Below are 24,052 nucleotides of genomic sequence, written 5' to 3'. Positions count from 1 at the left end.
TTTTACCAACGTGAGGGCTGCGCTGGGTGGCAGTTCAATTCGGGAAGACATCATGCCGGCACCGCATTCCGACGCTCTCGTTCTCTTCGGCGCCACGGGCGATCTTGCCTATAAGCAGATCTTCCCCGCCCTCTATGCCATGGTCCGGCGCGGCGCCCTCAATGTGCCGGTGATCGGGGTCGCCTTCGATCCGTGGGACGTGGAGAAGCTGCGCGCCCGGGCCCGCGAGAGCTCGGTGAAGGCCTATGGCGATGCCTTCGACGAAAGCGTGTTCGCCAGGTTCTCCAACCTCCTCGGCTATGTCAGCGGCGATTATCGCAGTCCCGAGACCTTCGCCAAGTTGAAGGCGGCCCTGGGCCAGGCGACCCGCCCCCTGCATTATCTGGCGATCCCGCCGAGCCTGTTCGAAACGGTGGCGCAGGGCCTGCAGGAATCGGGCTGCGCCGCCAATGCCAGGCTGATGGTGGAAAAGCCCTTCGGGCATGACGAGGCCTCCGCCAAGGAGCTCAACGCCGTCCTGCATCGCTTCTTCGACGAGAGCGCGATCTTCCGCATCGACCACTATGTCGGCAAGGAAGCCATCCAGAACCTGCTCTATTTCCGCTTCGCCAATGCCTTCCTCGAACCGGTCTGGAACCGCAATTTCGTCGAGAGCATCCAGATCACCATGGCCGAGAATTTCGGCGTGCAGGGCCGCGGCAAGTTCTATGATGAGGTCGGCACGATCAGGGACGTGATCCAGAATCATCTCGTCAACGTGCTGATCCTGCTCGCCATGGAGCCGCCGGCCGGCCGGCTCGAGGACGATCTGATCGAGGAGAAGGTCAAGATCTTCAAGGCGATCCGCACGCTGACGCCGCAGGACGTGGTGCGCGGCCAGTTCGTCGGCTATCACGACGAGCCCGGCGTAGCGCCTGCTTCCACCGTCGAGACTTTCGCGGCGGTGAGGATGTTTGTCGACAGCTGGCGCTGGGCCGACGTACCCTTCTATATCCGTGCCGGCAAGAACCTGCCGGTGCGCTGCACCGAGGTGGTGGTCAGGTTCAGGAAGCCGCCGCACGACGTGTTCGCCGAACGGCTGCAGGGGCCTTCCAACGAGCTCCGGTTCCGCATCAATCCGCAGATCACCATCGGGCTCGGCTCGCGCATCAAGGCGCCCGGCGAGAACCTGGTGGGCGAGCCGGTCGAACTCGTGGCCGTCGATGACGGCACCGGCGACCTCGCGCCCTATGAGCGGCTGATCGGCGATGCCATGGAAGGCGACAACGCCCTGTTCACCCGGCAGGATGCCGCCGAAATCGCCTGGCGCATCTTCGACCCCGTCATCGGCAACGTCGTGCCCGTGACCCCCTACCAGCCCGGGACCTGGGGACCCGCGACCATGGCCGGCTTCGAGCCACCCTTCGGCTGGGTCGACCCGGCGGTGTGAGGGCAGGCATTTTCTGGGATCGCAGGCATCCCTGCGATCCCAGAAAGCCTCAATTGCACTTCACGTCATAGTCCGACACCGAGGGGTAGTCGTTGTCGCCGGCCGTGGTGACCGACAGGGTACCCGCCGCGCCACGATAATTGTAGCTGCAATAGCCAAGGCCGGTGCCCGAGCAGCTCTCCGCCTCGACCACGCCGAGCTTGACGAGATCGGCGACGCGGCTGTCCGTACGATCCTGCTCGCTCGAAGGCACGGGTTCCCAGCCATTCGCCTTCAGCGCGGCACGCGCCTTGTCGATCGGCATGTCGTGGATGTTGGGCACCTTGGCGCGGCCGTTGCAGGCGCCGTCACTGGCCGCCACGGGGTTGAACTCGAACTTGGAGTCGTCGATCGAGCGGATGTCGCCGAGCGGCGTGGCGAGAAAATCACCGTCGATGACGCGCACCCCGCCCCCTTCGAGAGCCTGAACGCGGCCCAGCGACTGCTTGGAGCCCTTTTCGGCATAGAGCAGGGCAACCAGTTTGCTGCCGTCGAAAACACCGACATTGCCGTCATTGACGAGACACGTACCACTGGTTCCCGGCTCGAAGCCGCCGGCGAAACTGATGGCGCGCAGGGATGTCCCCAGCTTGGCCTCGCCCGTCACGGCCCAACCGCGCTCAGCCACGGCGCGGCCAGCCTCCGAACTCGGCTTGACGGTCAGATGGCTGCACTCGTCCAGTCCTTCCACGGCCCCCCGCGCGCGCGGCAGGGTGGTGAGAAGGCGGAACGCCACGCCCTTGACCTCGCTGCTGGTGGAGGGCGGCTCGTCCCCCATGCCCATCGCCGCGGCCAAAGCCGGGACCGCCGGGGCACCCAGCATCAATGCGCTTGCCAAAGATGCAGCAAGGAAAGTCCGGCCTCTCCCGGTGTTCGCTACAGCCCGCCGTCCATCCGTCATCGTCGTCTCCACTGTCGCCGATTCATGGGATCGACGCAGGCGCCAAGATATCGGCACGCGGCGACAAGACAATCACCATGGTGCGAAGTTTCAAGCTCGACTGGGGATAGGGGTTTCGCCGGGAACAGGACTGCATCGCGACCCTGCCGAGGAAGGCAGGCGTTTCCTCCCCCAGCTTCGTCTAGGGCATATACATATCTCGCGGTTTCAGAACAGGGCGCGAGAATCCTTCCCCGACTTCGGGGAAGGTGCCGGTGCGCAGCACCGGAGGATGGGGGAGCGTGGCGCCACGGAGCCGAAAAAGGCGGGATCGCGCTACCCCACCCGACCCGGCTTCGCCGGCCCACCCTCCCCGAAGTCGGGGAGGGATATTTGAGTCTTACTCGTCTCGGTCGAGAAGTTTAGATGCCCTAGATGAAGCTGGGGGAGGCAAAACGGGCCTTTTTCTGCTGCGCCCTACCCGATCGTCATCAGGCTGGCATTACCACCCGCGGCCGTGGTGTTGATGGAGGTGGAAACCTCTTCCAGCAGCCAGTTGAGGCAATAGGCGTCCGCCTTTGCCGCCAGTTCCTGCGAGGAGGCCGCCTGCACCAGGACGAGCGGGCCCGGCAGGCCGGCAATGACCTTGCTCGCCTCCTGGATCTCACCCGCGCTTCCCTCGACCAGGGCACCGGCGAACGGACCTGATTTCTTCCAGTCCTTGCTCCAGCTCACCCGCGCCGCCACGCTGGTCGGCAGGGTCTTGAGCACGGGCTGCAGGCCGGAGGTCGTGTCGACGACCACGCTGTTGCCGGTGGCAAGCGCCGCCGTGAGCTGCCGGTGCAGGCCGATCTCGGTCTGCGGTACCAGCAAAATCTGGCCGCGCGGATGCAGGGCATAGAGATTGCGCTCGCCGACGGGGCCGGTGAGCTCGATCTCCAGGCCGAGGGCGGAGTCGCCGCCGATTTCGCGCGCGTCCTGGGCCAGATTGTTCATGCCGCGCTGTCCCAGCCATTTGGCGAAGTCGGTCAGCACCGGATCGGTATGAACGGAGCTGTGCCGCGGGGGGATCGGCGGGGCGTCGACCAGGCGCCCGAGATAGAGCGGACCGCCCGCCTTGGGGCCGGTGCCCGACAGGCCGCGCCCGCCGAAGGGCTGCACGCCGACGACCGCGCCGATGGTGTTGCGGTTGATATAGACATTGCCGACCTTCACCAGGCTGGTGACATGGGCGATGGTCTCGTCGAGGCGGGTGTGCAGGCCGAAGGTCAGGCCGTAGCCGGTTGCATTGATCGCATCGATCAGGCGCTCCAGGTCGTCGCGCTTGTAGCGCACCACATGCAGTACCGGCCCGAAGACCTCGCGCTGCAGATCGGCCAGCTCGTTGATCTCGATGATCGTCGGCGCCACGAAGGTGCCGCCCTGCGTCTCCTCGCCGAGCTCCACCTGCTCGACCTTGCGGCCGCGGCCGCGCATGGCCTCGACATGACCCTCGATGGTGGTCTTGGCTTCGGCTGATATCACCGGGCCGATATCGACCTTCAGGCTGTCGGTCGAACCGATACGCAGCTCCTTCAACGCGCCCTTGAGCATGGCGAGGGTGCGGTCGGCGACATCCTCCTGCAGGCAGAGCACGCGCAGGGCCGAGCAGCGCTGTCCCGCGCTGTCAAAGGCGGAGGCGATCACGTCTGCGACCACCTGTTCGGCCAAGGCCGAGGAATCGACGATCATGGCGTTCTGGCCACCGGTTTCGGCGATCAGCGGGATCGGCTTGCCATTGGATCCAAGGCGCGTAGCGAGCTGGGCCTGGATCAGGCGTGCCACCTCGGTCGAACCGGTAAACATCACGCCCGCGGTCTGTGGCGCGGCCACCAGCCCGGCGCCGACGCGGCCATCTCCCGGCAAAAGTTGCAGGGCGTCGGCCGGGACACCGGCCTCGTGCAGGATGCGCACGGCCTGGGCCGCGATCAGCGGCGTTTCCTCCGCCGGCTTGGCGAGCACGGCATTACCCGCCACCAAAGCCGCGGCGACCTGGCCGGAGAAGATCGCCAGTGGGAAGTTCCACGGACTGATGCAGACGACCGGACCGAGCGCCTTATGGGCCACGCCAAGCGTAAGGCGGGCCTGGTCGGCGTAATAGCGCAGGAAGTCGATGGCCTCGCGCACCTCGGCGATGGCGTTCGGCATGGACTTGCCCGCCTCGCGCATGATCAGGCCAAGCAGCACCGGCATCTCGCTCTGCATGATGTCGGCGGCGCGCGCCAGGCAGGTTGCGCGCTCGCTCGGCGTCCAGCGGGACCAGCCCTGCATCGCCTTTTGCGCGTTCGCCATCGCCGTCGCGACATCGGCCTCGGTGGCCTCCGTCACCTGGCCGACGACATCGTTGTGGTCGCCGGGATTGAGCACGGGCCGGCTCTCTCCAGCACTGGCGGCACCGGCGAGCTGCGGCACGGACGTCCAGGCCCGGCCGGCGCTTTCCTTGAGGATAGCGCTGATCTCGGCGAGCGTCGTCTCGTTGGAAAGGTCGAGCCCGGCGGAATTGGCGCGCTCGTCATAGAGTTCGGAGGGCAGGGAAATCTGGTCGTGGCGCGCGCCCACTACCGCCATCGACCTGATCACCTCGGCCGGATCGGCGATCAGTTCGTCGACCGAAACATTGCTATCGCCGATGCGGTTGACGAAGGAGGAATTCGCGCCGTTCTCGAGCAGGCGGCGCACCAGATAGGCGAGCAGCGTCTCATGCGTGCCGACGGGCGCATAGATACGGGCCGGCCGGCGCAGCTTGTGTGCCCCGACCACCTCGTCATAGAGCGGCTCGCCCATGCCGTGCAGGCATTGGAACTCATACTGGCCAGTTTTGAAGTCGGCACCGGCGAGATTGTAGATGGTGGCGAGCGACTGGGCGTTGTGCGTGGCAAATTGCGGGAAGACGGCGTCGGTGGCTTCGAGCAGCTTGCGCGCGCAGGCGATGTAGGAAACGTCGGTGTGCACCTTGCGGGTGAAGACCGGGAAGTCGGCGAGGCCGTCGACCTGCGCCCGCTTGATCTCGGCATCCCAATAGGCGCCCTTGACCAGGCGCACCATGACGCGATGCCCGGTGCGGCGCGCCAGATCGATGATGAAATCGAGCACGAAGGGGCAGCGCTTGCCATAGGCCTGCACCACGAAGCCGATGCCGTCCCAGCCCTTGAGATCGGGGTCCTCGCACAGGCTCTCGAGCAGATCGAGCGAGAGTTCCAGCCTGTCGGCCTCCTCGGCGTCGATGTTGAGGCCGATGTCATACTGCTTGGCGATCGCCGCCAGCGCCTTCACCTTGGGCAGCAATTCCGCCATCACCCGTTCGGCCTGGGCGCGCACATAGCGCGGATGCAGCGCCGAAAGCTTGATGGAAATGCCTGGCCCCTCATAGATGCCGCGGCCGGCCGAGGCGCGGCCGATGGCATGGATGGCGGTCTCGTAGTCCTTGTAATAGCGTGTCGCGTCCGCGGCGGTGGTCGCCGCCTCGCCCAGCATGTCGTAGGAATAGCGAAAGCCCCTCTCCTCCAGCGGCCGGGCGCGCTTGAGGGCTTCCTCGATGGTCTCGCCGGTGACGAACTGCTCGCCCATCATGCGCATAGCCATGTCGACTCCGCGACGGATCACCGGCTCGCCGCAACGGGCGATCAGCCGGGTCAGTGCGGCCGAAAGACCACGGTCGTTGACCGTATTCGACAATTTGCCCGTGACGACCAGGCCCCAGGTCGCGGCATTGACGAAAAGCGAGCGCCCGCCGCCGATATGGGAGCGCCAGTCGCCATCAGAGATCTTGTCGCGGATCAGGGCATCTCGCGTGGCCATGTCGGGGATGCGCAGCAGGGCCTCGGCAAGGCACATCAGCGCGACGCCTTCCTGGCTGGAGAGCGAATATTCATGCACCAGCGCCTCGACGCCGCCGCCCCGGCGCTTGGAACGCAACGCCTCGATCAGCTTGCGGCCCGTGGCGCTGATCGCCTCCCGGGTTCCGACGGGCAGGCTGGCCTGTTCCAGCAGCGCCGCCACGCATTCCTCCTCGGAGCGGCGATAAGCCGCCGTGATGGCCTGGCGCAGCGGCGTCTGCGGCCGGATCGGCGGCGCAAAATCGGCGAAGGGCATGGCGGCTGACTGAGGATTTTGGCTGAGTGCGGCAGATGTCGTCATGGCGGTCTCGCTCTTGAAAACGTCAGGTGCCATTGGCCCGGATCGGCGATGATACCTCAAGCAAAACGCTTTGGCGTTTCGACGATCAGATAGCACAGCCCGATGTTGCTTTTTCACCAACGATATGTGCATCCATAGGCATTAAATCTTTTGTTCTCGAATTATGCAGGATTTTTGAATGTCAAAATCGACAGAAACAGGAAATCTGGATAGTTATGACCGCAAGATCATCGACGCGCTGGTCGAGAACGGCCGCATCTCCATTACCGAACTGTCTGAAAAGATTGGACTTTCCAAGACGCCGTGCCATCAGCGCCTGAAGCGGTTGATCGACGAGGGCTATATCCGCGGCTTTCGCGCCATCCTCGACTCCGGCAAGATGGGCCTGGACCATATCGCCTACACCGAGGTGAAGCTTTCGGACACGCGCGAGGCTGCGCTGAAGGCCTTCAACGCGGCGGTGTTCAAGATCCCTGAAGTCGAGGAATGCCACATGATCGCAAGCTCCTACGACTATCTCCTCAAAGTGCGCACCGCCAATATCCGCCGCTACCGCCAGGTGCTGGGCGAGCGCATCTCGAGCCTGCCCCATGTCGCCAACACCTCGACCTTCGTGGTGATGGAATCGGTCAAGGACACCGATCTGATACCGTGAGAAATGACGAGCCATCTGGGCTGACGCAGCTATGGCGATGCAAACTTGGTCCGAAGGGAATGGAGAGGGATGCCCTGCGCCAAATCTCCACTTCAAATGCAATGATTCTCGCCATCATCTGCACCACATCATGCGATGTCGCCTGTTATTGAACACAGCCATGAGCATCCAACCCACTTCCCGCCCCACCAGCGCAACGAGCGTAGTCGCCGGCCTCGCGCGACTTGCCACCTCCCTGACTTTCATATCGCCAGCTCCGGCCCTTGCACAAACCATCGCCTGCAAGATCGAAGCAGCATGGATCATCGACGAACATGGCGAGGGCATCTTCCGATTGACCAAACTCATCGGAACGTCCCTGACAGCTGCAATGGATGGCCAGACGGCGACTCTTACGGTCGAAAGCCCGGTGGCGAAGATAGGAACCTTGAAATGCAGACCGCCGGAGAAAACGACCGATGAGCTGTTCTGCAAGGGCACGACGGCGGATGGCCGGACCGATACCTTCCATACGATGGGAGGGCGCAAGGAGGTCTTTCGCACGACCTGGTTCGGAAATCAGGCCATCGTCATGGCCTGCCCCTATGATTGACCCGCCGTCACTCTCCTCCGAGCGGTCGGACACCCGACGGCCTGGGAGCTGCTTTCGGCTCAGCCGGGCGCATCCTCCGGGCCCTCCAGGGCCAGCGCCATACGCGCAACGGCGGCGGCGATCTGCTCGGAGAGGCCCGGATCGGAAACGGCGCGCGCCAGCGTGACGCCACCGCTGAGCATGGCCAGCAGCAAGATTGCCCGTTCCTCCGCACCCCCCGGATCGTTGGTACCTGACGGGCGTTTGGACAGGCCGCCGGCAACCTCTTCGATCAGTCGGCGCAGCTCGGCCGTGTAGATGCGCCGCGTTTCGTCATCCGCGCGCATGACGTCGGGCGACAGGCTCGGCAGGGCACAGGCCTCGTCCAGGCCGCAGGTGCGCTTGTAGCCGAGATAATAGCCGACGAAGCTCTTCAGCCACCCGCGCGGCTGCTCCGCTTTCAAGGTCGCAATCCCCTGCCGCAACTCGTCCAGCCCCGTCAGCACGGCCGTGCGAAAGGCTTCGCTCTTGGATTTGAAATGTCCGTAGAAGGCGCCGTTGGTCACGCCGGCCGCTTTGGTCAGCGCATCGATGCCGGCGCCGCCATAGCCTTCCTTGCGAAAGATCTGTCCTGCCGCCGCGATCACCCGCTCGCGGGTTTCCCGCTTATGCTCGGCGTTATAGCGCATGATATCACCTATTGAGAGCGATCGCTCTTTATTGCTTGCAAAGAGAGCGATCGGTCTGTATCCATAGAGAGCAATCGATATATATGACGTCAGCCATCCCTCGAACAAGGAGCTTTCGATGCCGATCACGCTCACCCTGCCAGACGGCTTGCTGTCCCCGCAGGCTCAGGCCGAGGCCTTTGCCGCCTTGACGAACGCGCTTCTCGAAGTCTCCGGCCTCACCGGCAACAACTTCATGACAGCCAATATCGTCGGCACCATCAACGTGCTTGCGCGGGACCACGTGTTCGCCGCGGGAAAACCGGCGCCCGCCGCCTTCATCGAACTCAAGCTGCCCGAGATCGCCCTGGCTTCACCCGAGGCGAAAACAGCCTTCATCGAAAAAGCGACGGATATCCTGGAACATGCAGCCGAAGGCCGGCTGAAACGCGAGCACATCTGGACCAACATCGTCTACGCGCCCGAATGGGCGTGGGGCATCGCCGGCCGCGGTCTCGGCAACAACGACCTCGTCGATGCCATTCAGGCTGCTTCACCAAGCCATTGATCTCGAAGATCCGGCATCTCGGTGGGAATGAACCATGCAGCTTGCCAATTACCTGTTCTTCACCAGGCATTGCGAGGAAGCGCTCGCTTTCTACGCCCAATGCGGATTGGGGCGGGCCTCGATCCTGCTGCGCCATGGCGACCTCGGCATCCCTCTTGCCGACGAGGCAATGCGGGGAAAAGTGATGCATGCCCGTTTCGAGGGCCCGGGCATCCTGTTCTTTGCCTCGGACAATCAGGACGCGGAGCCGATGCGCGGCTCCGCCCACATGCTGATCATGCGTGACCGCGGCACGACCGCCAGCCTCTTCGCCAGCCTGGCCGATGGCGGCACGGTCACGACGCCGCTCGCGGTACAGCCCTGGGGAAGCTTTTATGGCAAGCTGACCGATCGCTTCGGCGTGCAGTGGATGCTCGATTGTGCGGACGGCGGGCATGACAGCCCTGCAACCGGACGCGCGATCGACGGCTGATCATCGCCGACCGGGAGCCTCGGCCTAAGGCTTCACGCAACATCCTGCCCTTCCTGCTGCTTCTTGCGAAATTCGCTCGGCGTCGTCGTGAATCGCTGGCGGAAGCGCCGGCTGAAATGGGCCGAATCCGAGAAGCCGCACTCGATGGCGATCTTGGCGAAGGACTTGTTGGACGTCTCGACCATATGCCGGGCGAGCGACAGCCGCATCTCCATGAAGGCCGCACGCGGCGAGGTGGCGAGCGCGCTCTCGAAATGGCGTTCGAGGCGGCGCTTGGTAATTCCCAGATGCCGGGCGATCTGGCCGACGGAGAGCGGCGCATCCAGGCTTTGCTGCACCAGCAGCAGCGCCTTCCTGACGAAGGGGTCGGAGGTGTTGAAATCGAGCGTAGGGCTCGGCTGCGGTGCCTCGCCGACCTCCGCCCCGTTGATCATCATGATGTGCAGGCTCTTGGTCGCGGCGGCCTTGCCCAGATGCCGCTCGACCAGAAAGGCCGCCAGATGGGCCGCACTGGCACCGCCCGGACAGGTAAGGCGATCACGATCGACGATGAAGATCTGGTCGGACACCGGCTGAAGACCGTCGAACTGCTCCAGGAAATCGGTGTGGTGGAACCAGCTCACGCAGCAGCGATAGCCGTCCATCAGCCCGGCATGGTGCAGGATGAAGGCGCCCGTGCACACGCCGACGAGCGGCACCTTCGCCGCGGCGGCCCGCTGGAGATAGCGCGAATAAGCGGGGCTGAGTTTGGGGATCTCGTCGATCAACCCGCCCACCACCACGATATAGTCGAACTTGCCGGGTTCCCCGAGCCTCTCGGTGGGGGCAATCACCACGCCGCTGCTGGAGGCGATCGGGCTCATGGTGTCGGACAGCACGCTCCATTCGAAACGGATCGGCCGGCTGCGATCGCCTTCATCGGCCGCCAGCCGCAGCACGTCGACAAAATTGGCGAAGGCATTCAGGGTGAAGTGCCGCGCCAGGATGAAGCCGACGGACAGCCGCGGCGCCCGCTTCTCGGGCCTGACCGGCTTCCTTGTCCCCGCTTCGCTCACGCCTGGGCCCCCCATGTCGGGACGTCGCACATATAATATCCGATCGACGCACCCATTCTATTCGCGCCGACAAGGGCCGGCAAGATACCGGGATCGGGCTGCCTCCAGCCGATGTCGCAATTCTGGTGCGCCAGTCATACAAGCCATGGCGAGGAAAGCGTTCATGCTCTAAGAAGCGATCGGGGATATCCGATTGGGATGGAGGGGACAGTCCATCGACAGCAGGTATTTCCATGAATATGGTAGAAACATACCGACACTTCTTGCGCCGTAGACTGCGCCCCGCGCGCCTTTCTTCGATTGTATTCCTTTGCCTGGCCGCCACGCCGGCCCTGGCACAGTATCAGCCTCGGGAAACCTTTGCTCCGCGTCCGATGACGCAGGCCGTCAACGCCTATCGCTCGGCCGATGGCCTGCCCGGTGCTCAATATTGGCAGAACAAGGCCGATTATCAGATTCATGCGACCCTTCGGCCCGACCAGCCGGCCGTCAGCGGTGATGAAGTCATCACCTATACCAACAACAGCCCCGACCGGCTGACCGAGCTCTGGCTGCAGCTCGACCAGAACATCTACAAGGCCGACAGCCGCAGCGGCTACGCCAACGGCAAGGCGCGCGACGGCACGACGGAGGGTTTCGTCCTCGACAGCGTCGCGATCGGCGGCGGCAAGGCAGCTCCGGTTCCCTATACCGTCAGCGACACGCGCATGCGCATCGCCCTGCCGACGCCCCTGGAGCCCAAGGGTGGGCAGGTCAAGCTCCATATCCGCTATCACTTCACCATTCCCGGCGAGTGGGGCGGGCGCATGGGCTGGGGCAAGGCCAAGGCCGGGCCCGTCTACGAGATTGCCCAATGGTATCCGCGCATGGCCGTTTACGACGACATCCGCGGCTGGGATACGCTGCCCTATCTGGCCCAGGAGTTTTATCTCGACTATGGCAATTTCGACTATTGGGTGACGGCACCGAGCGCCATGCTGGTTGCGGGTTCCGGCGAATTGGCGAACCCGCAGGAGGTGCTGACCGCAGAGCAGCAAAGCAGGCTGCAAAAGGCCCGCGCCAGCGACAAGACCGTGACGATCCGCAGCGTCCAGGAGATCGATGATCCCAAGTCGCGCCCGAAGAAGGACGGCACGCTGACCTGGCACTATCGCATGAAGAACAGCCGCGACGTGGTTTTCGCAGCCTCGGCCGCCTTTGCCTGGGACGCCGCGCGCATCAACCTGCCGGCCGGCAAGTCGGCGCTCGCCATGTCCTTCTACCCGGCTGAAAGCCAGGGCAGCGAGCGCTGGGGCCGCTCGACCGAATATCTCAAGGATGCCGTCGAACGTTTTTCGACCCGCTGGTATCCCTATCCCTGGCCGGTCGCGGTCAATATCGCCGGCCCGGACGATCTTGCCGGCATGGAATATCCCGGCCTGCTCTTCGATGGCATCGGCGACAAGACCAAGGACCTGTTCTGGGTCACCGCCCATGAGATCGGCCACACCTGGTTTCCGATGGTCGTCGGCTTCGACGAGCGGCGCGATGCCTGGATGGACGAGGGCTTCAACACCTTCATCGACGTCTATGAATCGGACGACTTCAACCATGGCGAATATGCGCCCAAGCGCGACGTCGAATATGCGCCGGGCGGCGGCAATCCGGTCGACGAGATCATCCCGGTGCTGAAGGACCGCGAGGCACCGCCGATCCTCTCGCGCGCCGATACGGTGATCGAGAAATACCGCCATCCGGTGACCTATTTCAAATCGGCGCTCGGCCTCGTCCTGCTGCGCGAACAGATCCTGGGACCGGAGCGCTTCGACGCGGCCTTCCGCCAGTTCATCGCCGCCTGGGCCTTCAGGCATCCCAAGCCGGACGATTTCTTCCGGGCGATGGAAAGCAGCACCGGCGAGGACCTGTCCTGGTGGTGGCGGGGCTGGTACGACCAGAATTGGACGCTGGACCTCGCCATCGACAAGATCGCGCCGGCGACCGACGACAAGGACAACAAGGCCAAGGAGCCGAAGGGCACGGCCATCACCGTCAGCAGCCATGACAAGCTCGTCATGCCGGTGACCTTGCGGGTCGACTTCGCCGACGGCAGCCATCGCGACTATCGCCTGCCCGCCGAAAGCTGGATCAGGCAGGGCGCGACAACCATTGTCGTCGAGCCCGGCAAGAAGGTGGTGCAGGCCACCCTCGATCCCGACCACAAGCTCCCCGACCAGAACCGCGACAACGACAAGCTGAGTGCCGACGCAAAATAGCCTGCCCGGTTTGCCGTGCCGGTGAAACGGCACGGCAATGCCCGGAGCATTTCACTCTCAAATCGCACCACCAATAAACGCAAGGAGCATTGGGCGACCGAGAATATGCTCACTCCTGTCGTTGAGGGGCTGCACCACGGCGAGCAATTGCGAATGACGGTACCGCCCGTTGATGCTCCGGCAGCTTCTCCATTTGCAGTTCGTCGGTGCTGCCATCCCAGCATCACTCCGCCAGTTGGAAGGCCTCGAACCGCCCCAGCGCCTCTTCGATCGCCGGCTTGTGGGCTGCTGCATCGCCCACCCAGTTCCATTGCTGGATCAGCACCTTGCCGGCGGCGCGGTCCGTCTTGAGATCGATGGCGGCCACCACCTCTTCGCCCACCAGCACCGGCAGGGCGAAATAGCCGAAAACGCGTTTCTCCTTCGGCACATAGGCCTCGAAACGGTGATCATAGTCGAAGAAGAGTTTCAGCCGTTTGCGCTGGATCACCAGGGGGTCGAAGGGCGAGAGGATATGCACGAGCTCGGCCGGTGGCGCCTCGGCAACGGCGTCGAGAGTCGCAGGGCTGGCCCAATGCTCGGTCTTCCCCGCCCCTTCGACCTCGACGGCGACGAGTTCCTTGCGCCGCACCCGGGTTTCGAGGCGCTCGCGCACCGCGCCCTTGCGGCCGGCATCGAGATGACAGATCGAATCGAGGCTGATCAGCCCCTGCGAGCGCAATGCCCTGTCGATGATGTAGTCGAGCCGCTGGCGCTCAGTGGCGGGCTTGGGCCTGAGGCCCTGCTGCTCGGCCCAGCCGAAATGGCGCTCCATCAGCTCATAGGTCTTCACCATGCCGATGCGGGCGCTGATGGTCAGCACCCCGGTATAGAAGGCCAGCTGCAGCGCTTTCTTGGAGGGCTTGCGGCTCGCCCAGGGATGGGTCTTCTCCACCAGCACGTCGTCGTCGATGTCGCGGATGGTGAGGGGCCCGTTCTTGCGGATCAGGGTCAGGACCTTGCGCAGATCTGATTTCGCCACGTTCTCGAACCAGCCATTGGGCTTGTCGAGATAGGCTTTCATGTCAGGCAGGAAATAGCGCAGGTCCGCCGTGGGAATATAGGAAAGCGCATGCGTCCAATATTCGAACACGGATTTGTCGGCGCTCTGTGCCTGGATGAGATGGTCGCGGCGATAGTCGGGAATGCGCGTCCACAAGATGTGATGGTGACTGCGCTCGATCACGTTGATGGTGTCGATCTGCACATAGCCCAGATGCGCGGTCGCCGCAGGGGTCGCCTGGGGGCCGTCGCCGAAGGGGGAGAGGCTGTCGAGACGCTGAGCCCGGAGCCAGATGCGCCGGGCCTGCGTCTTGTCGAGGGAAGGCGGTTTACGGGGCATGCAATCTCGCCAGGATACGGGGCGGCTGGGAGCACGCTCTCAGCCCTCATGCCCTGCAAGATAGGTCTTCCCAGCCGAGTCGCCAGCCCCGCGCCACCATTTTGTTCACGGAATGTTTACGGTCCAGCGGGTTGTCAGGGCACGTAGAGAATCTTGACCTCGCCCGGTCCGGCCGGCCTGGCGATGATGGCCGGCACCTCCTCCAGCCTGACCTCGCGCGAGATCAGCTCGTCGAGATTGAGCGCCCCGGCAGCCACCAGTTCGGCCGCGCGCCGATGCGTGAAGGGATTGATGAAGGAGCCGAACACCTTCAGCTCGCGGAACAGGATGTCGAAGGGCTCGACCGCCACCTTCTCCCCTTGCGCCATCACGCCGAGGATGACCACGGTGCCGCCGGGGCGGGCGAGCTGGAAAGACTGCTCCACCGTCTCGGCCACGCCGGCGCACTCGATCACCACGTCGGCCCCACCTGGCAGCAGGCCGTCGGGACCGGTGACGTTGGCGATGAAATCGCCCTGCGTGGGATCGATGCTGGCGGTGGCGCCCACGCGCTCGGCCAGCTCGCGCTTGGCGGCCTGGCGGGTGGAGAGCACCACGCGTGACGCACCGGCAAGCCTGGCCAGTTGCACCGTGATCAGCCCGATCACGCCGCCGCCGAGCACGATCACCGAAGAGCCGGCCTGGATGTCGGCAATGTCGATGCCGTGCAGGCAGCAGGCGATCGGCTCGCAGAAGGCGCCATGGCTGGCCTTCAGGGACAGCGGCAGTTCATGGGCCTGCTGCTGCGGCACGATCACATATTCGGCCAGGCCGCCGTCGCGGTGAATGCCGATGGCGGTGAGATTGCGACACAGATTGATCCGCCCGTTCTGGCAGTGCACGCAGCGCCCGCACACGATGTTGGGATCACCCGTCACCCGCATGCCGGGGCGAAAGCCCTGCACGCCCGGGCCGACCTCCTCGACGATGCCGCAGAATTCGTGGCCCAGCGTCACTGGCGGCTTGGAGGGAAATTCACCTTTGAGGAGATGGCGGTCCGTGCCGCAAATGCCGGAGGCCTCGACCCGCACGAGGAGATCCCCAGACCCCGGCTTGGGCCTGTCCACATCCTTCAGAAAAAGCTCTCCCACTGCGTCGAGCCGCACCGCCTTCATCGTTGCCTCCGCCTGCTGTCTTGATTGTTCATACAATTCTAGGCCGGATTCGTGTCTGCGGGATAGTGCCGGCGCATGTCATTTCCTTGGAGCGCGGACATCACGGCGACATGCTTGCATGTCGTGACGTCCGCTCTTGAACCGTCGGGGTCCGGAGCGAAGAGCGGACATCGCGACATTTCTTAATGTCGCTGAGATGTCCGCGCTCCGTATAAGATGGCCGCCATGCCCGACACACCTCCTGATTCTCAGCCCTCCAACGCCCCCGAATGGTCCGTCTCCGAACTCTCCGGCGCTCTTAAGCGCACGGTGGAAGATGCCTTCGGCTATGTGCGCGTGCGCGGCGAGATCTCGGGCTATCGCGGCCCGGTCGCTTCGGGCCATGCCTATTTCGCCCTCAAGGACGAAGGCGCCAAGATCGATGCGGTGATCTGGAAGGGCAATCTCGCCCGTCTGCGCCAGCGTCCCGAGGAAGGCATGGAGGTGATCGCCCACGGAAGGCTGACCACCTTCCCAGGCAAGTCCTCCTACCAGATCATCATCGACCGGCTCGAACCAGCAGGCCTCGGCGCGCTGATGGCGCTTCTGGAGGAGCGCCGCCGGAAGCTTGCCGCCGAAGGCCTGTTCGACGAGGGGCGCAAGCGGGCTTTGCCCTTCCTGCCACGCGTGATCGGCGTGGTCACCTCGCCGACCGGCGCCGTGATCCGCGACATCCTGCATCGCATCACCGATCGTTTTCCGCGCCGGGTCATCGTCTGGCCGGTGCGGGTGCAGGGCGAGACATCCGCCGCCGAGATCGCCAATGCCATCGCCGGCTTCGATGCCCTGCCCGCCGGCGGCCCCATCCCGCGGCCGGACGTGCTGATCGTCGCGCGCGGCGGCGGCAGCCTGGAGGATCTGTGGTCGTTCAACGAGGAAATCGTGGTGCGTGCCGCCGCGGCGTGTTCGATCCCGTTGATCTCGGCGGTCGGCCATGAGACCGACTGGACGCTGATCGACCATGTCGCCGACCGGCGCGCGCCGACGCCGACCGGTGCCGCCGAAATGGCCGTCCCGGTCAGGGCCGACCTCTTCGCCAATCTGCACGATCTCGGTGCTCGGCTCACCGGCCATGCCCTGCGCATGATCGAGCGCCGGCGCCAGGATCTGCGCAATCTCGGCAGGGCCCTGCCCAGTGGCGAGGCGCTGCTGGCGACGCCGCGCCAGAAACTCGACCTTGCCGCCGGCCGCCTGGTGCACGCACTCACGCTCAACACCCGCCGTCACCACCAGCGCTACGACGCCCTGACCCGCCGGCTGCTGACACAGAGCCCGGCCAACCGGCTCGACCGCAGCCGCGATCGCTTTCATGCCGTCGCCGAACGCCTGGAGGCTTCGGCGCGCATCGCTCTCTCCCGCAAGCGCGAGGCCTTTACCGGCCGTGCGGCACAGCTCACGCCACTGCTGCTGTCCCGCCGCAGCGAAGCCGGGCGCGAGCGCCTGCAGACCCTCGCCGGCCGCCTGCTGCAGGCCGCAGCCGCGCGCACATCGGCCCAGCGCGAAAGGCTCGGCCGCTTCGCCGTGCTGCTGGAGGCCTATTCCTACCAGGGCGTACTGCAGCGCGGTTTTGCGCTGGTACGCGACGAGGAAGGCCGACCCATACGCAATGTTGCCTCCGCGCAAGCTGCCTCGAGCCTTGACCTGCAATTTGCCGACGGCCATGTCATCGTGGGCAACGGCGCTCCAACGCCAACCTCAAATCCGGCGAAAGCCAAAGCAAAGGGCGGACCGGCCCGCACGCAACCGAGCCTGTTCGACGATTAGAATTGGCTCTGTTATAGTTTCGAGAAATTCTGCAAACGCATAGGCCAGCGCCTCCATGAACCGTCACGAAAGCCGCATGACTCTGCCCGGCGAAGCACAAGTCCAGTACCTCGATTCCGATTTCCGCATCCTCAAGCCGGGTAATTACGTGCGCTGCGCCGTTACCGGCACCCACATCCCGATCGACGAATTGCGCTATTGGAACGTCGACCGCCAGGAAGCCTATGCCAGCCGCGAGGCCGTGCTGGAGCGGCTGAAGAGCCTCGGCGAGATCTGAGAATCCGGGTGCGCGGACAACAGCCACATTGAACCTCGTTCAATGTGGCGGCGACGTCCGCTCTTCCTCATTTGTAGACGCTCCGCTTCCAAGAGCGGACAGGATGTCCGCGCTCCGAGCGCCCTCACCCCGCCAGGCGGAAGCGCTTCACCAGGAAATCGTGCATCGCTTCCTCGTCGTCGAAGGAAAGCCGGATCGGCACGATCTCGCTGATCGAGGCCAGGCCAGTGCGCGCGGGGCCTCCGGCCAGGCGGGTCATGTCCTTGCTCGTCGTCACCGGAACGAGCTTTGCGGCCTGGGCCCGCGCCGCGATCCTGGCCGCCTCCTCCTCGCTGAAGGCATGATGATCGGCGAAGACTTCGGTCGCGGCGATGATCGCCCCCATATCCGCCAGGGTCTTGAAGAACTTCTCGGGACGGCCGATGCCGGCAAAGGCGAGCACCCGCTTGCCGCGCAGAGACGGGGCTTGTGGATCGAGGCCGATGCGGGCCCGGAAGACGGCGACGCTCGAGCCGCGGGCGAAATCATAGACGGCCGTTCCGGCATCGCCTGGCCCGATCACCACCACCGCCGAAGCGAAGCCGATCTGGTCATGGATATCGGCCCGCAGCGGCCCGGCAGGAAAGGAAAGCCCGTTGCCGATGCCCGTCTCGCCATCGACGGCGATGATCGAGCAATCCTTGTCGAGGGACGGATTCTGGAAGCCGTCATCCATGATGATGATGCTGGCGCCCTGCTCTATGGCGAGCGCCGCCCCGGCCGGCCGGTCGACGGACTGCACCGTCAGGGCCTTGCGGGCCAGCAGCAGGGCCTCGTCGCCCACCTTGTCGGCGGCATCATCAGGCCTCACCACCAGCGGCCCCTTCTCGCTGCCGCCATAGCCGCGGGTCAGGAAGGCTGGGCGCTGGCCGGCCTCGATCAGGATATCGGCGACCGCCAGCGCCAGCGGAGTCTTGCCGGCCCCACCAAGCGTGAAATTGCCGATGCAGACGACAGGGACGCTCACTCGGCTGCCTGGCTGGCGCATGCGCGCGATGACCTTGCCACCATAGAAACGAGCCAGCGGCGTGAGCAGGCCGGCCAGCCAGCCGCGCGGCCGGTACCAGAAGGCTGGCGCCTTCAAGCTGAAGAGCCGCCGCAGGCTCATGTTCGCCTCGCTCCGAGCGGCAGCAGGGCGGCAAGCGTACGATCCAGCGCTCCGGTCAGCGCTGCGATCGCCCTGGCGCCACCGGCGGCGAGTTGTTCGACCTCTGCCGGTTCGGCCAGCAGCCTTGCAACGGCATCGGACATTTCAGCCACGCTGTGCACGACCACGGCGCCGCCCATGCCGTCGAGTGCGCCATAGGCTTCGACGAAGTTCTGGATATGGGGTCCGTGCAGCACGGCCGCGCCAAGCTTGACCGGCTCGATGGGGTTCTGCCCGCCCTTGCCGAGCAGCGACTTGCCCATGAAGACGATGCGGGCAAGGCGATAGAACACGCCCATTTCGCCGACCGTGTCGGCAACATAAACATCATGCTGTGGTTCGAGAGCGATCCCCTGCGAGCGCAGGGCGACAGTCAGGCCCTTTTCCCGCAATGCGGCAGCGATCGCCTCTCCGCGCTCGGGATGGCGCGGCACGATCAGCGTCAGCAGGCCCGCAAAACGATCCCTCCAGGTCGCATGCACCTCGCCAGCCAGTGCCTCCTCACCCTCATGCGTCACCGCTGCGAGCCAGAGCGGGCGGCTGTTGACGGCCCGTCGCAGCCCCTCCAGCACGCCCGGATCGGCGGGCGGGAGCGGAGCATCGAATTTCAGATTGCCGGTGACGACGACGCGCGGCGCCCCGAGCGAGGCAAAGCGCCGGCCGTCATCCTCGCTCTGGGCGGCGATGAGGTCGAAACTCCCCAGCAGGGCGGCACTGGTACGCGGCACGCGGCACCAGCGCGCGAAGGAGCGCGGCGACATCCGCCCATTGACCAGCGCCAGGGGAATGCCCGCCGCCTTGATTTCGACGATCATCCCCGGCCAGAGTTCCGATTCCAGGAAACAGACGATATCAGGCCGCCAATGATCGAGGAAACGGCTGACATAGGCAGGGATATCGAGAGGCACGAACTGATGGATCGCACCGGCCGGCAGCCGTTCAGCCATCAGGGCGGCTGAGGTGACGGTGCCGGTCGTCATCAGGATGCGATAACCCTCCGCCGCCAGGCGCGCAGCCAGGGGCAACAGGGTTATGGCTTCACCGACACTGGCGCCATGCAGCCAGGCAAGGCGCCCCTCGGGGCGGTGCCGGCCGGCAATGCCGAGGCGTTCGGACCGGCGCGAAGCGTCCTCCTTGCCGCGGCGCTGACGCTTGTCCAGCAGCAGGCCGGCGAACGGGCGAAAGCAGCTGGTCGCCAGCCGGTAGGCCTTGAGGCTGAGGGGAAGTACCGCGCTCACGTGCCCGCCTTCACGAATTTTCGGCCAACCATGGCATAGGCGGTGCGATGCGCCGCATCGAGGGCGTGTTCCACCTCCAGGCGCTTCGCCTCCATCAGCGCCTTGTCGGCATCCTCGGGCACATGCACGAGATCGCCGACCACGAAGGCGCCCCGCGAAAATGGCATGTTGATCACGGCCTTGTCCCAGGTGGAGAGCTGGATCATGTTCGAGGTCGCCACGGCAACCGGCACGATCGGCCGTCCCGACAGCCGCGCGAGCGTGACGATACCGAGCCCGGCTATGCCGCCGGTGCGCGGCACGTCCGCCGTCACCCCCACCGACTGCCCGTCCTTCAGGGTGGCCACCAGTTCGCGCAGGGCCGCTGGGCCGCCCTTGTGGTGCTGGCGCTGGGGCCTGCCGCCCGAGCCGCGTACCAGGCCGAGGCCGAGACGCGTCACTGCGACAGCATTGATCTCGCCGTCGCCATGGCGCGAGATCAGGATGCGGAACTCATGTCCCTCGCGGCGCATGAAGGGCACCAGGAAATGCTGCCCGTGCCACATCGCCACGATATAGGGATATTGATCGCGAATGGGCCCGTAGAGATCGGCCGGACTGTCGGCAAAGCGGCTGGTGCCGTGCACGAGCTTCAGCCACGCGGCGAGACCTTCGCCGATGGCCTTCTGGACGAAGCGGGATCGGCCGATATCCTTGATCATGCAGGATTATCAGCGTTTCGTCGTGTCGGTGGCGGGATCGAGCAGCCGATGCAGATGCACGATGAAATAGCGCATCTGGGCATTGTCGACGCTCGCCTGGGCCTTGGCCTTCCACGCCGCCTGGGCACTGGCGTAATTGGGGTAGATGCCGACGATGTCGAGGCCCTGAAGGTCCTTGAACTCAACGCCCTCGATCGAGCTCAGCTCGCCGCCGAAAACCAGGTGCAGCAATTGTTTCTGAGGTTCGCTCATCCCATACTCCTATAGCGTTTTCCAAAAAAGTTGACAGACTTTTCGATCAAGAAAACGCGCTAAAACAAAGAGTTAGAGAAAAATGACGATTCGAAGAGAAGTCATTTTGCTCTAAAATTCAATTCATGCCCTCGAACAGGGCAACCAAAGCGCCCTGGCGCTCGCGCCCGGCCATGACGAGCGGCCGGTGCACGGGGTCGGGGCGGTTATAGACGATGTCATTGCCAGCCACGGTGGTAAGAAGCCCGCCGGCTTCGCTGAGAATGATGTCGGCAGCCGCGATATCCCAATCATGGGAGGAGCCCGACGCGAAAGCGCCATCGACGCTTCCCTCCGCCACCATGGCGATGCGCAGGGCCAGCGAGGACATCGACGAGGCCCGCTCGACCCGCGGCAGGGCACGCTGCGCCAGATCGAACATCGGCTTGGGTCCGGCCAGCGTGCGGATTGCAGCAAGGGCACCCTGGCTGGCCTTCAGGGCGACGCCGTTCTTGAAGGCGCCCAGACCGCGCCCGCCTGTATAGAGATCGCCATTGCTCGGGCGATAGAGCACGCCCGCCAGCGGATGCCCGTCCTCGACCAGCGCGGCCGAGATCACCCATTCGCCATTGCCGGCGATGAAGCCACGCGTTCCGTCGATGGGATCGATCACCCAGACCTGCCGCTTGTCCAGGCGCTCGGCCGTGTCGACAGCCTCTTCGGAGAGCCAGCCGACCGCGCTGGAAACATCACGCAAGCGCTTGGCCAGATGCGCATCGATGGCAAGATCCGCCTCGGTGACGGGCGACTTGTCGGCCTTGTCGAAGATGCGGGCGCCGTCGCGCGCAAAGCCGAGCCCGATGTCTCCCGCTTCCCTGACAGCCTCGACCAGCAGAGGCAACGCCTCGCCCGCACCCAACGCCCGGGCCATACGCCCTGCCCCATCCTTCTCGATCATGGCTCGGATTTAGGCGAGCAGACCGGCGCGTGCAAGCAAGAACCATGGGTTCGAAGCGGTTGGCAGGGCAAGGCGCTTACTGGCTTCGCCGCGGAACGTGATAAATCACGGCCTTGTATTTCCTGTCGCGCCGCTCCGCCGCCGGGATTCCGCCCAGGCCCTCGGCAATGCGCCGGCTCGCCAGATTGGCCTCTGCGACGGGATATTGGAAATATTGTATGGCCGGATCCCTGGACGCCCAGGCGGCAACTGCAGCGACGGCCTCGCGGCCATAGCCGCGTCCATGTTCGTCTTCCCGGATCCAGATGCCGAGTTCGGGCGTCTTGCTTCCGGCCCGATGCAGCCCTGCCAGACCGAGAAACAATCCGTCCCGCCGCCGGACGACGAAAATATAATCGCTGCCGACCTCGGCCAAGGTTCCCCAGTTGCGCCAGATCGAAGCAAAGGCCTCGCGTGACGGTGAAGGCTCCCATGCCATGAAGCGCGTCAGGCTCGGCGTGATGCAGGCAAAGATCTCGTCTGCGTCATCAGGCTCGAAGGACCTGAGCAGAAGGCGCTCGCCGAACAGGGCGATGGGCGGTGGATCAAGCGACACATTGTTCTCCGCTCACGCAATTGCAGCCTGCCGACCGGGGCATCCCCGCCAACTGGGGAGGGAATCATGCCATCGCCGTGCGGTCCCAAATTTGAGACCGCCCGGCGATGCGGGCAATCGAGAACGGCGATAATGTGCCTGTGGCAGGATTCGTCAAAGAAGGCAGCCTTGATTACCTGACGCGTAATTGAGACGCCCCCTTCTCCCGGCCATGCTGAGCGGGCCTGAAGCAATCAGGCTTGCCAAAAGGAACACGTCGATGACCGATCCCGCCACCATCGCCCGCATCTATATCGCCACCTGGAACGAGACCGATCCTGCCCGCCGGCGTGCCTTGCTCGATGCTTCCTGGACGCAGGACGCCCTCTATGTCGACCCGCTGATGCGTGGCCAGGGTCATGACCAGATCGACGGATTGATCACGGCCGTGCAGCAGCGCTTCCCGGACTTTCGCTTTTCCCTGATCGGCGAAGCGGATGGCCATGGCGATCATGTCCGTTTCTCCTGGCAGCTCGGTCCGGCGGGCGCCGATGGGCCGATCAAGGGCACCGACTTCGCCCGGCTCGACGAGGGAAGGCTGCACGAAGTCAGCGGTTTCCTCGATCAGGTTCCGGCGGCCGCATGAGCGCCCGCGGCAACATCCAGGCCGTCCGCCGCCCGGGCGCCTCGCCACAGGCGAGGGCCGCCCGGGGGGTCGGCGACCATCTGCGCGCCTGGCGCCAGCATCGCCGCATGAGCCAGCTCGACTTCGCGCTGGAAGCTGAGATCTCGCAACGCCATCTCAGCTTCATGGAAAGCGGGCGTTCAAAGCCAAGCAGGGAAATGGTGCTGCATCTGGCTGAAAGGCTCGAAGTACCGCTGCGCCAGCGTAATGCCCTGCTGCTCGCGGCCGGCTATGCGCCTGTCTTTCAGGAGCGCGGGCTGGACGACCCGGCCCTCGCCCCGGCCCGCGAGGCAATCGAGCTGGTGATCGGGGGGCACGAACCTTACCCCGCCCTTGCAGTCGACCGCCATTGGACGCTGGTCGCCGCCAACAAGGCAATCGCGCCCCTGCTGGTCGGGGTTTCCGACAAGAGCCTGCTGGAGCCCCCGGTCAATGTCCTGCGCCTCGGCCTGCACCCGGGCGGCCTGGCCCCCCACACCGCCAACCTGCCCGAATGGCGCGATCATCTGCTCGAGCGCCTGCGCCAGCAGATCGCCGTCAGCGGCGACGAGATCCTGGCCGAGCTCCTCGATGAGCTTTCCGCCTATCCGGTACCGGCCTCGCGCGGCAAGCCCCGCGCCGATCTCGGCGGCATCGTCGTGCCTTTCGAGCTCAGGACACCGCAGGGCCTGATGTGCTTCTTCTCCACCACCACCGTGTTCGGCACACCCGTCGACATCACCCTGTCGGAACTGGCGCTGGAATGTTTCTATCCGGCCAATGCGGAGACAGCGGAGATCCTCAAGCGAACGGCGCTGTGAGAGGGATCGCTACTTCTGGGATCGCAGGTGTCCCTGCCTGCCTTAAGGGCACTTCGGCAGATGGACGGGAAGAGCAGCAAGCATGTCGCTGAGATGCCTGCGATCCCAGACGAGCACCTTTTGATACCAGGTCGGATGAAGTTTGACCTGTCATTCCCGGCCGAGCGCAGCGAGGGGAAGGGAATCCAGGGGCGGCAGGGCTCGACTTTTGGCCTCTGGATTCCCTTCCCGCCGCCTTCAGCAGCGCCGTCGCCCCGACTTGCATCGCAAGTCGGGGCTGAGAATGACAGAACTATAGG

General features: G+C 64.7%; 22 protein-coding genes. 10 read left to right on the top strand and 12 right to left on the bottom strand.

Annotation, left to right across the window (positions count from 1 at the left end; all coding sequences use genetic code 11):
* Positions 1-52 precede the first annotated feature (52 nt).
* A complete protein-coding gene (zwf, locus tag ACN6KF_RS02795) occupies positions 53-1,429 on the top strand; it encodes a glucose-6-phosphate dehydrogenase (protein WP_434955367.1) in 1,377 nt (458 codons plus the stop codon).
* Positions 1,430-1,478: 49 nt separating this feature from the next.
* Here zwf and ACN6KF_RS02790 read toward each other — a convergent pair whose 3' ends face one another.
* Positions 1,479-2,291, bottom strand: a complete 813-nt coding sequence (locus ACN6KF_RS02790; RefSeq protein ID WP_434955366.1) for a hypothetical protein — start codon at positions 2,289-2,291, stop codon at positions 1,479-1,481.
* 534 nt (positions 2,292-2,825) lie between these two features.
* The gene (gene putA, locus ACN6KF_RS02785; protein ID WP_434955365.1) at positions 2,826-6,524 is read right to left on the bottom strand and encodes a trifunctional transcriptional regulator/proline dehydrogenase/L-glutamate gamma-semialdehyde dehydrogenase; all 3,699 of its coding nucleotides are present in this window, start codon (positions 6,522-6,524) and stop codon (positions 2,826-2,828) included.
* Positions 6,525-6,702: 178 nt separating this feature from the next.
* Between putA and ACN6KF_RS02780 the strand changes: the two genes are divergently transcribed.
* Complete coding sequence (locus tag ACN6KF_RS02780; protein WP_434955364.1) at positions 6,703-7,179, top strand: Lrp/AsnC family transcriptional regulator; 477 nt, start codon at positions 6,703-6,705, stop codon at positions 7,177-7,179.
* A 31-nt stretch (positions 7,180-7,210) separates the two neighbouring features.
* Positions 7,211-7,771 carry a hypothetical protein gene (locus tag ACN6KF_RS02775; RefSeq protein WP_434955363.1) on the top strand — a complete coding sequence of 187 codons (561 nt, stop codon included), beginning with the start codon at positions 7,211-7,213 and terminating at the stop codon, positions 7,769-7,771.
* Positions 7,772-7,830: 59 nt separating this feature from the next.
* Here ACN6KF_RS02775 and ACN6KF_RS02770 read toward each other — a convergent pair whose 3' ends face one another.
* Complete coding sequence (locus tag ACN6KF_RS02770) at positions 7,831-8,439, bottom strand: TetR/AcrR family transcriptional regulator (RefSeq protein ID WP_434955362.1); 609 nt, start codon at positions 8,437-8,439, stop codon at positions 7,831-7,833.
* 118 nt (positions 8,440-8,557) lie between these two features.
* Here ACN6KF_RS02770 and ACN6KF_RS02765 point away from each other — a divergent pair, with 118 nt between their 5' ends.
* Positions 8,558-8,986 carry a tautomerase family protein gene (locus ACN6KF_RS02765; RefSeq protein ID WP_434955361.1) on the top strand — a complete coding sequence of 143 codons (429 nt, stop codon included), beginning with the start codon at positions 8,558-8,560 and terminating at the stop codon, positions 8,984-8,986.
* A gap of 34 nt (positions 8,987-9,020) precedes the next feature.
* Complete coding sequence (locus ACN6KF_RS02760; RefSeq protein ID WP_434955360.1) at positions 9,021-9,458, top strand: VOC family protein; 438 nt, start codon at positions 9,021-9,023, stop codon at positions 9,456-9,458.
* Between the two features lie 32 nt (positions 9,459-9,490).
* On the opposite strand, the gene ACN6KF_RS02755 is transcribed toward ACN6KF_RS02760, so the two are convergent.
* The gene (locus ACN6KF_RS02755; RefSeq protein WP_434959601.1) at positions 9,491-10,528 is read right to left on the bottom strand and encodes a GlxA family transcriptional regulator; all 1,038 of its coding nucleotides are present in this window, start codon (positions 10,526-10,528) and stop codon (positions 9,491-9,493) included.
* A gap of 359 nt (positions 10,529-10,887) precedes the next feature.
* Between ACN6KF_RS02755 and ACN6KF_RS02750 the strand changes: the two genes are divergently transcribed.
* Positions 10,888-12,765, top strand: a complete 1,878-nt coding sequence (locus tag ACN6KF_RS02750; RefSeq protein WP_434955359.1) for a M1 family metallopeptidase — start codon at positions 10,888-10,890, stop codon at positions 12,763-12,765.
* A 223-nt stretch (positions 12,766-12,988) separates the two neighbouring features.
* Here ACN6KF_RS02750 and ACN6KF_RS02745 read toward each other — a convergent pair whose 3' ends face one another.
* A complete protein-coding gene (locus ACN6KF_RS02745) occupies positions 12,989-14,146 on the bottom strand; it encodes a winged helix-turn-helix domain-containing protein (protein ID WP_434955358.1) in 1,158 nt (385 codons plus the stop codon).
* Between the two features lie 134 nt (positions 14,147-14,280).
* Complete coding sequence (locus ACN6KF_RS02740; RefSeq protein ID WP_434955357.1) at positions 14,281-15,300, bottom strand: zinc-dependent alcohol dehydrogenase family protein; 1,020 nt, start codon at positions 15,298-15,300, stop codon at positions 14,281-14,283.
* A 225-nt stretch (positions 15,301-15,525) separates the two neighbouring features.
* On the opposite strand from ACN6KF_RS02740, the gene xseA reads away from it, so the two are divergent.
* Positions 15,526-17,103: an exodeoxyribonuclease VII large subunit gene (xseA, locus tag ACN6KF_RS02735; RefSeq protein WP_434955356.1), complete on the top strand. Its 1,578-nt coding sequence runs from the start codon at positions 15,526-15,528 to the stop codon at positions 17,101-17,103.
* Positions 17,104-17,158: 55 nt separating this feature from the next.
* Positions 17,159-17,380, top strand: coding sequence for a DUF2093 domain-containing protein (locus tag ACN6KF_RS02730; protein WP_434955355.1), 222 nt, complete (start codon positions 17,159-17,161; stop codon positions 17,378-17,380).
* Between the two features lie 124 nt (positions 17,381-17,504).
* Here the strand turns inward: ACN6KF_RS02730 and lpxK are convergent, their stop codons facing one another.
* From lpxK to ACN6KF_RS02700, 6 genes are all read right to left on the bottom strand, one after another.
* Complete coding sequence (gene lpxK, locus ACN6KF_RS02725) at positions 17,505-18,527, bottom strand: tetraacyldisaccharide 4'-kinase (protein WP_434955354.1); 1,023 nt, start codon at positions 18,525-18,527, stop codon at positions 17,505-17,507.
* Entirely contained in the window at positions 18,524-19,804 is a 1,281-nt protein-coding gene (locus tag ACN6KF_RS02720; protein WP_434955353.1) for a 3-deoxy-D-manno-octulosonic acid transferase, read from the bottom strand. Before ACN6KF_RS02720 ends, lpxK begins: the two co-directional genes overlap by 4 nt.
* Positions 19,801-20,505, bottom strand: a complete 705-nt coding sequence (locus ACN6KF_RS02715; RefSeq protein WP_434955352.1) for a lysophospholipid acyltransferase family protein — start codon at positions 20,503-20,505, stop codon at positions 19,801-19,803. Before ACN6KF_RS02715 ends, ACN6KF_RS02720 begins: the two co-directional genes overlap by 4 nt.
* A gap of 9 nt (positions 20,506-20,514) precedes the next feature.
* Entirely contained in the window at positions 20,515-20,757 is a 243-nt protein-coding gene (locus ACN6KF_RS02710) for a DUF4170 domain-containing protein (RefSeq protein ID WP_149251781.1), read from the bottom strand.
* Between the two features lie 118 nt (positions 20,758-20,875).
* Entirely contained in the window at positions 20,876-21,667 is a 792-nt protein-coding gene (locus tag ACN6KF_RS02705; protein ID WP_434955351.1) for a 3'(2'),5'-bisphosphate nucleotidase CysQ, read from the bottom strand.
* A 103-nt stretch (positions 21,668-21,770) separates the two neighbouring features.
* Positions 21,771-22,289: a GNAT family N-acetyltransferase gene (locus tag ACN6KF_RS02700; RefSeq protein WP_434955350.1), complete on the bottom strand. Its 519-nt coding sequence runs from the start codon at positions 22,287-22,289 to the stop codon at positions 21,771-21,773.
* A gap of 259 nt (positions 22,290-22,548) precedes the next feature.
* On the opposite strand from ACN6KF_RS02700, the gene ACN6KF_RS02695 reads away from it, so the two are divergent.
* A complete protein-coding gene (locus ACN6KF_RS02695; protein ID WP_434955349.1) occupies positions 22,549-22,914 on the top strand; it encodes a nuclear transport factor 2 family protein in 366 nt (121 codons plus the stop codon).
* Positions 22,911-23,753: a helix-turn-helix domain-containing protein gene (locus tag ACN6KF_RS02690; protein WP_434955348.1), complete on the top strand. Its 843-nt coding sequence runs from the start codon at positions 22,911-22,913 to the stop codon at positions 23,751-23,753. The genes ACN6KF_RS02695 and ACN6KF_RS02690 overlap by 4 nt, the downstream gene beginning before the upstream one ends.
* The last annotated feature ends 299 nt before the right edge of the window (positions 23,754-24,052 follow it).

The organism is Labrys methylaminiphilus subsp. lupini (genome assembly GCF_051161885.1).
In the GTDB taxonomy this organism is placed as follows: domain Bacteria; phylum Pseudomonadota; class Alphaproteobacteria; order Rhizobiales; family Labraceae; genus Labrys.
Note: the sequence above shows the minus strand (reverse complement) of the source record. Positions and strands in the feature narration are given on the sequence as shown.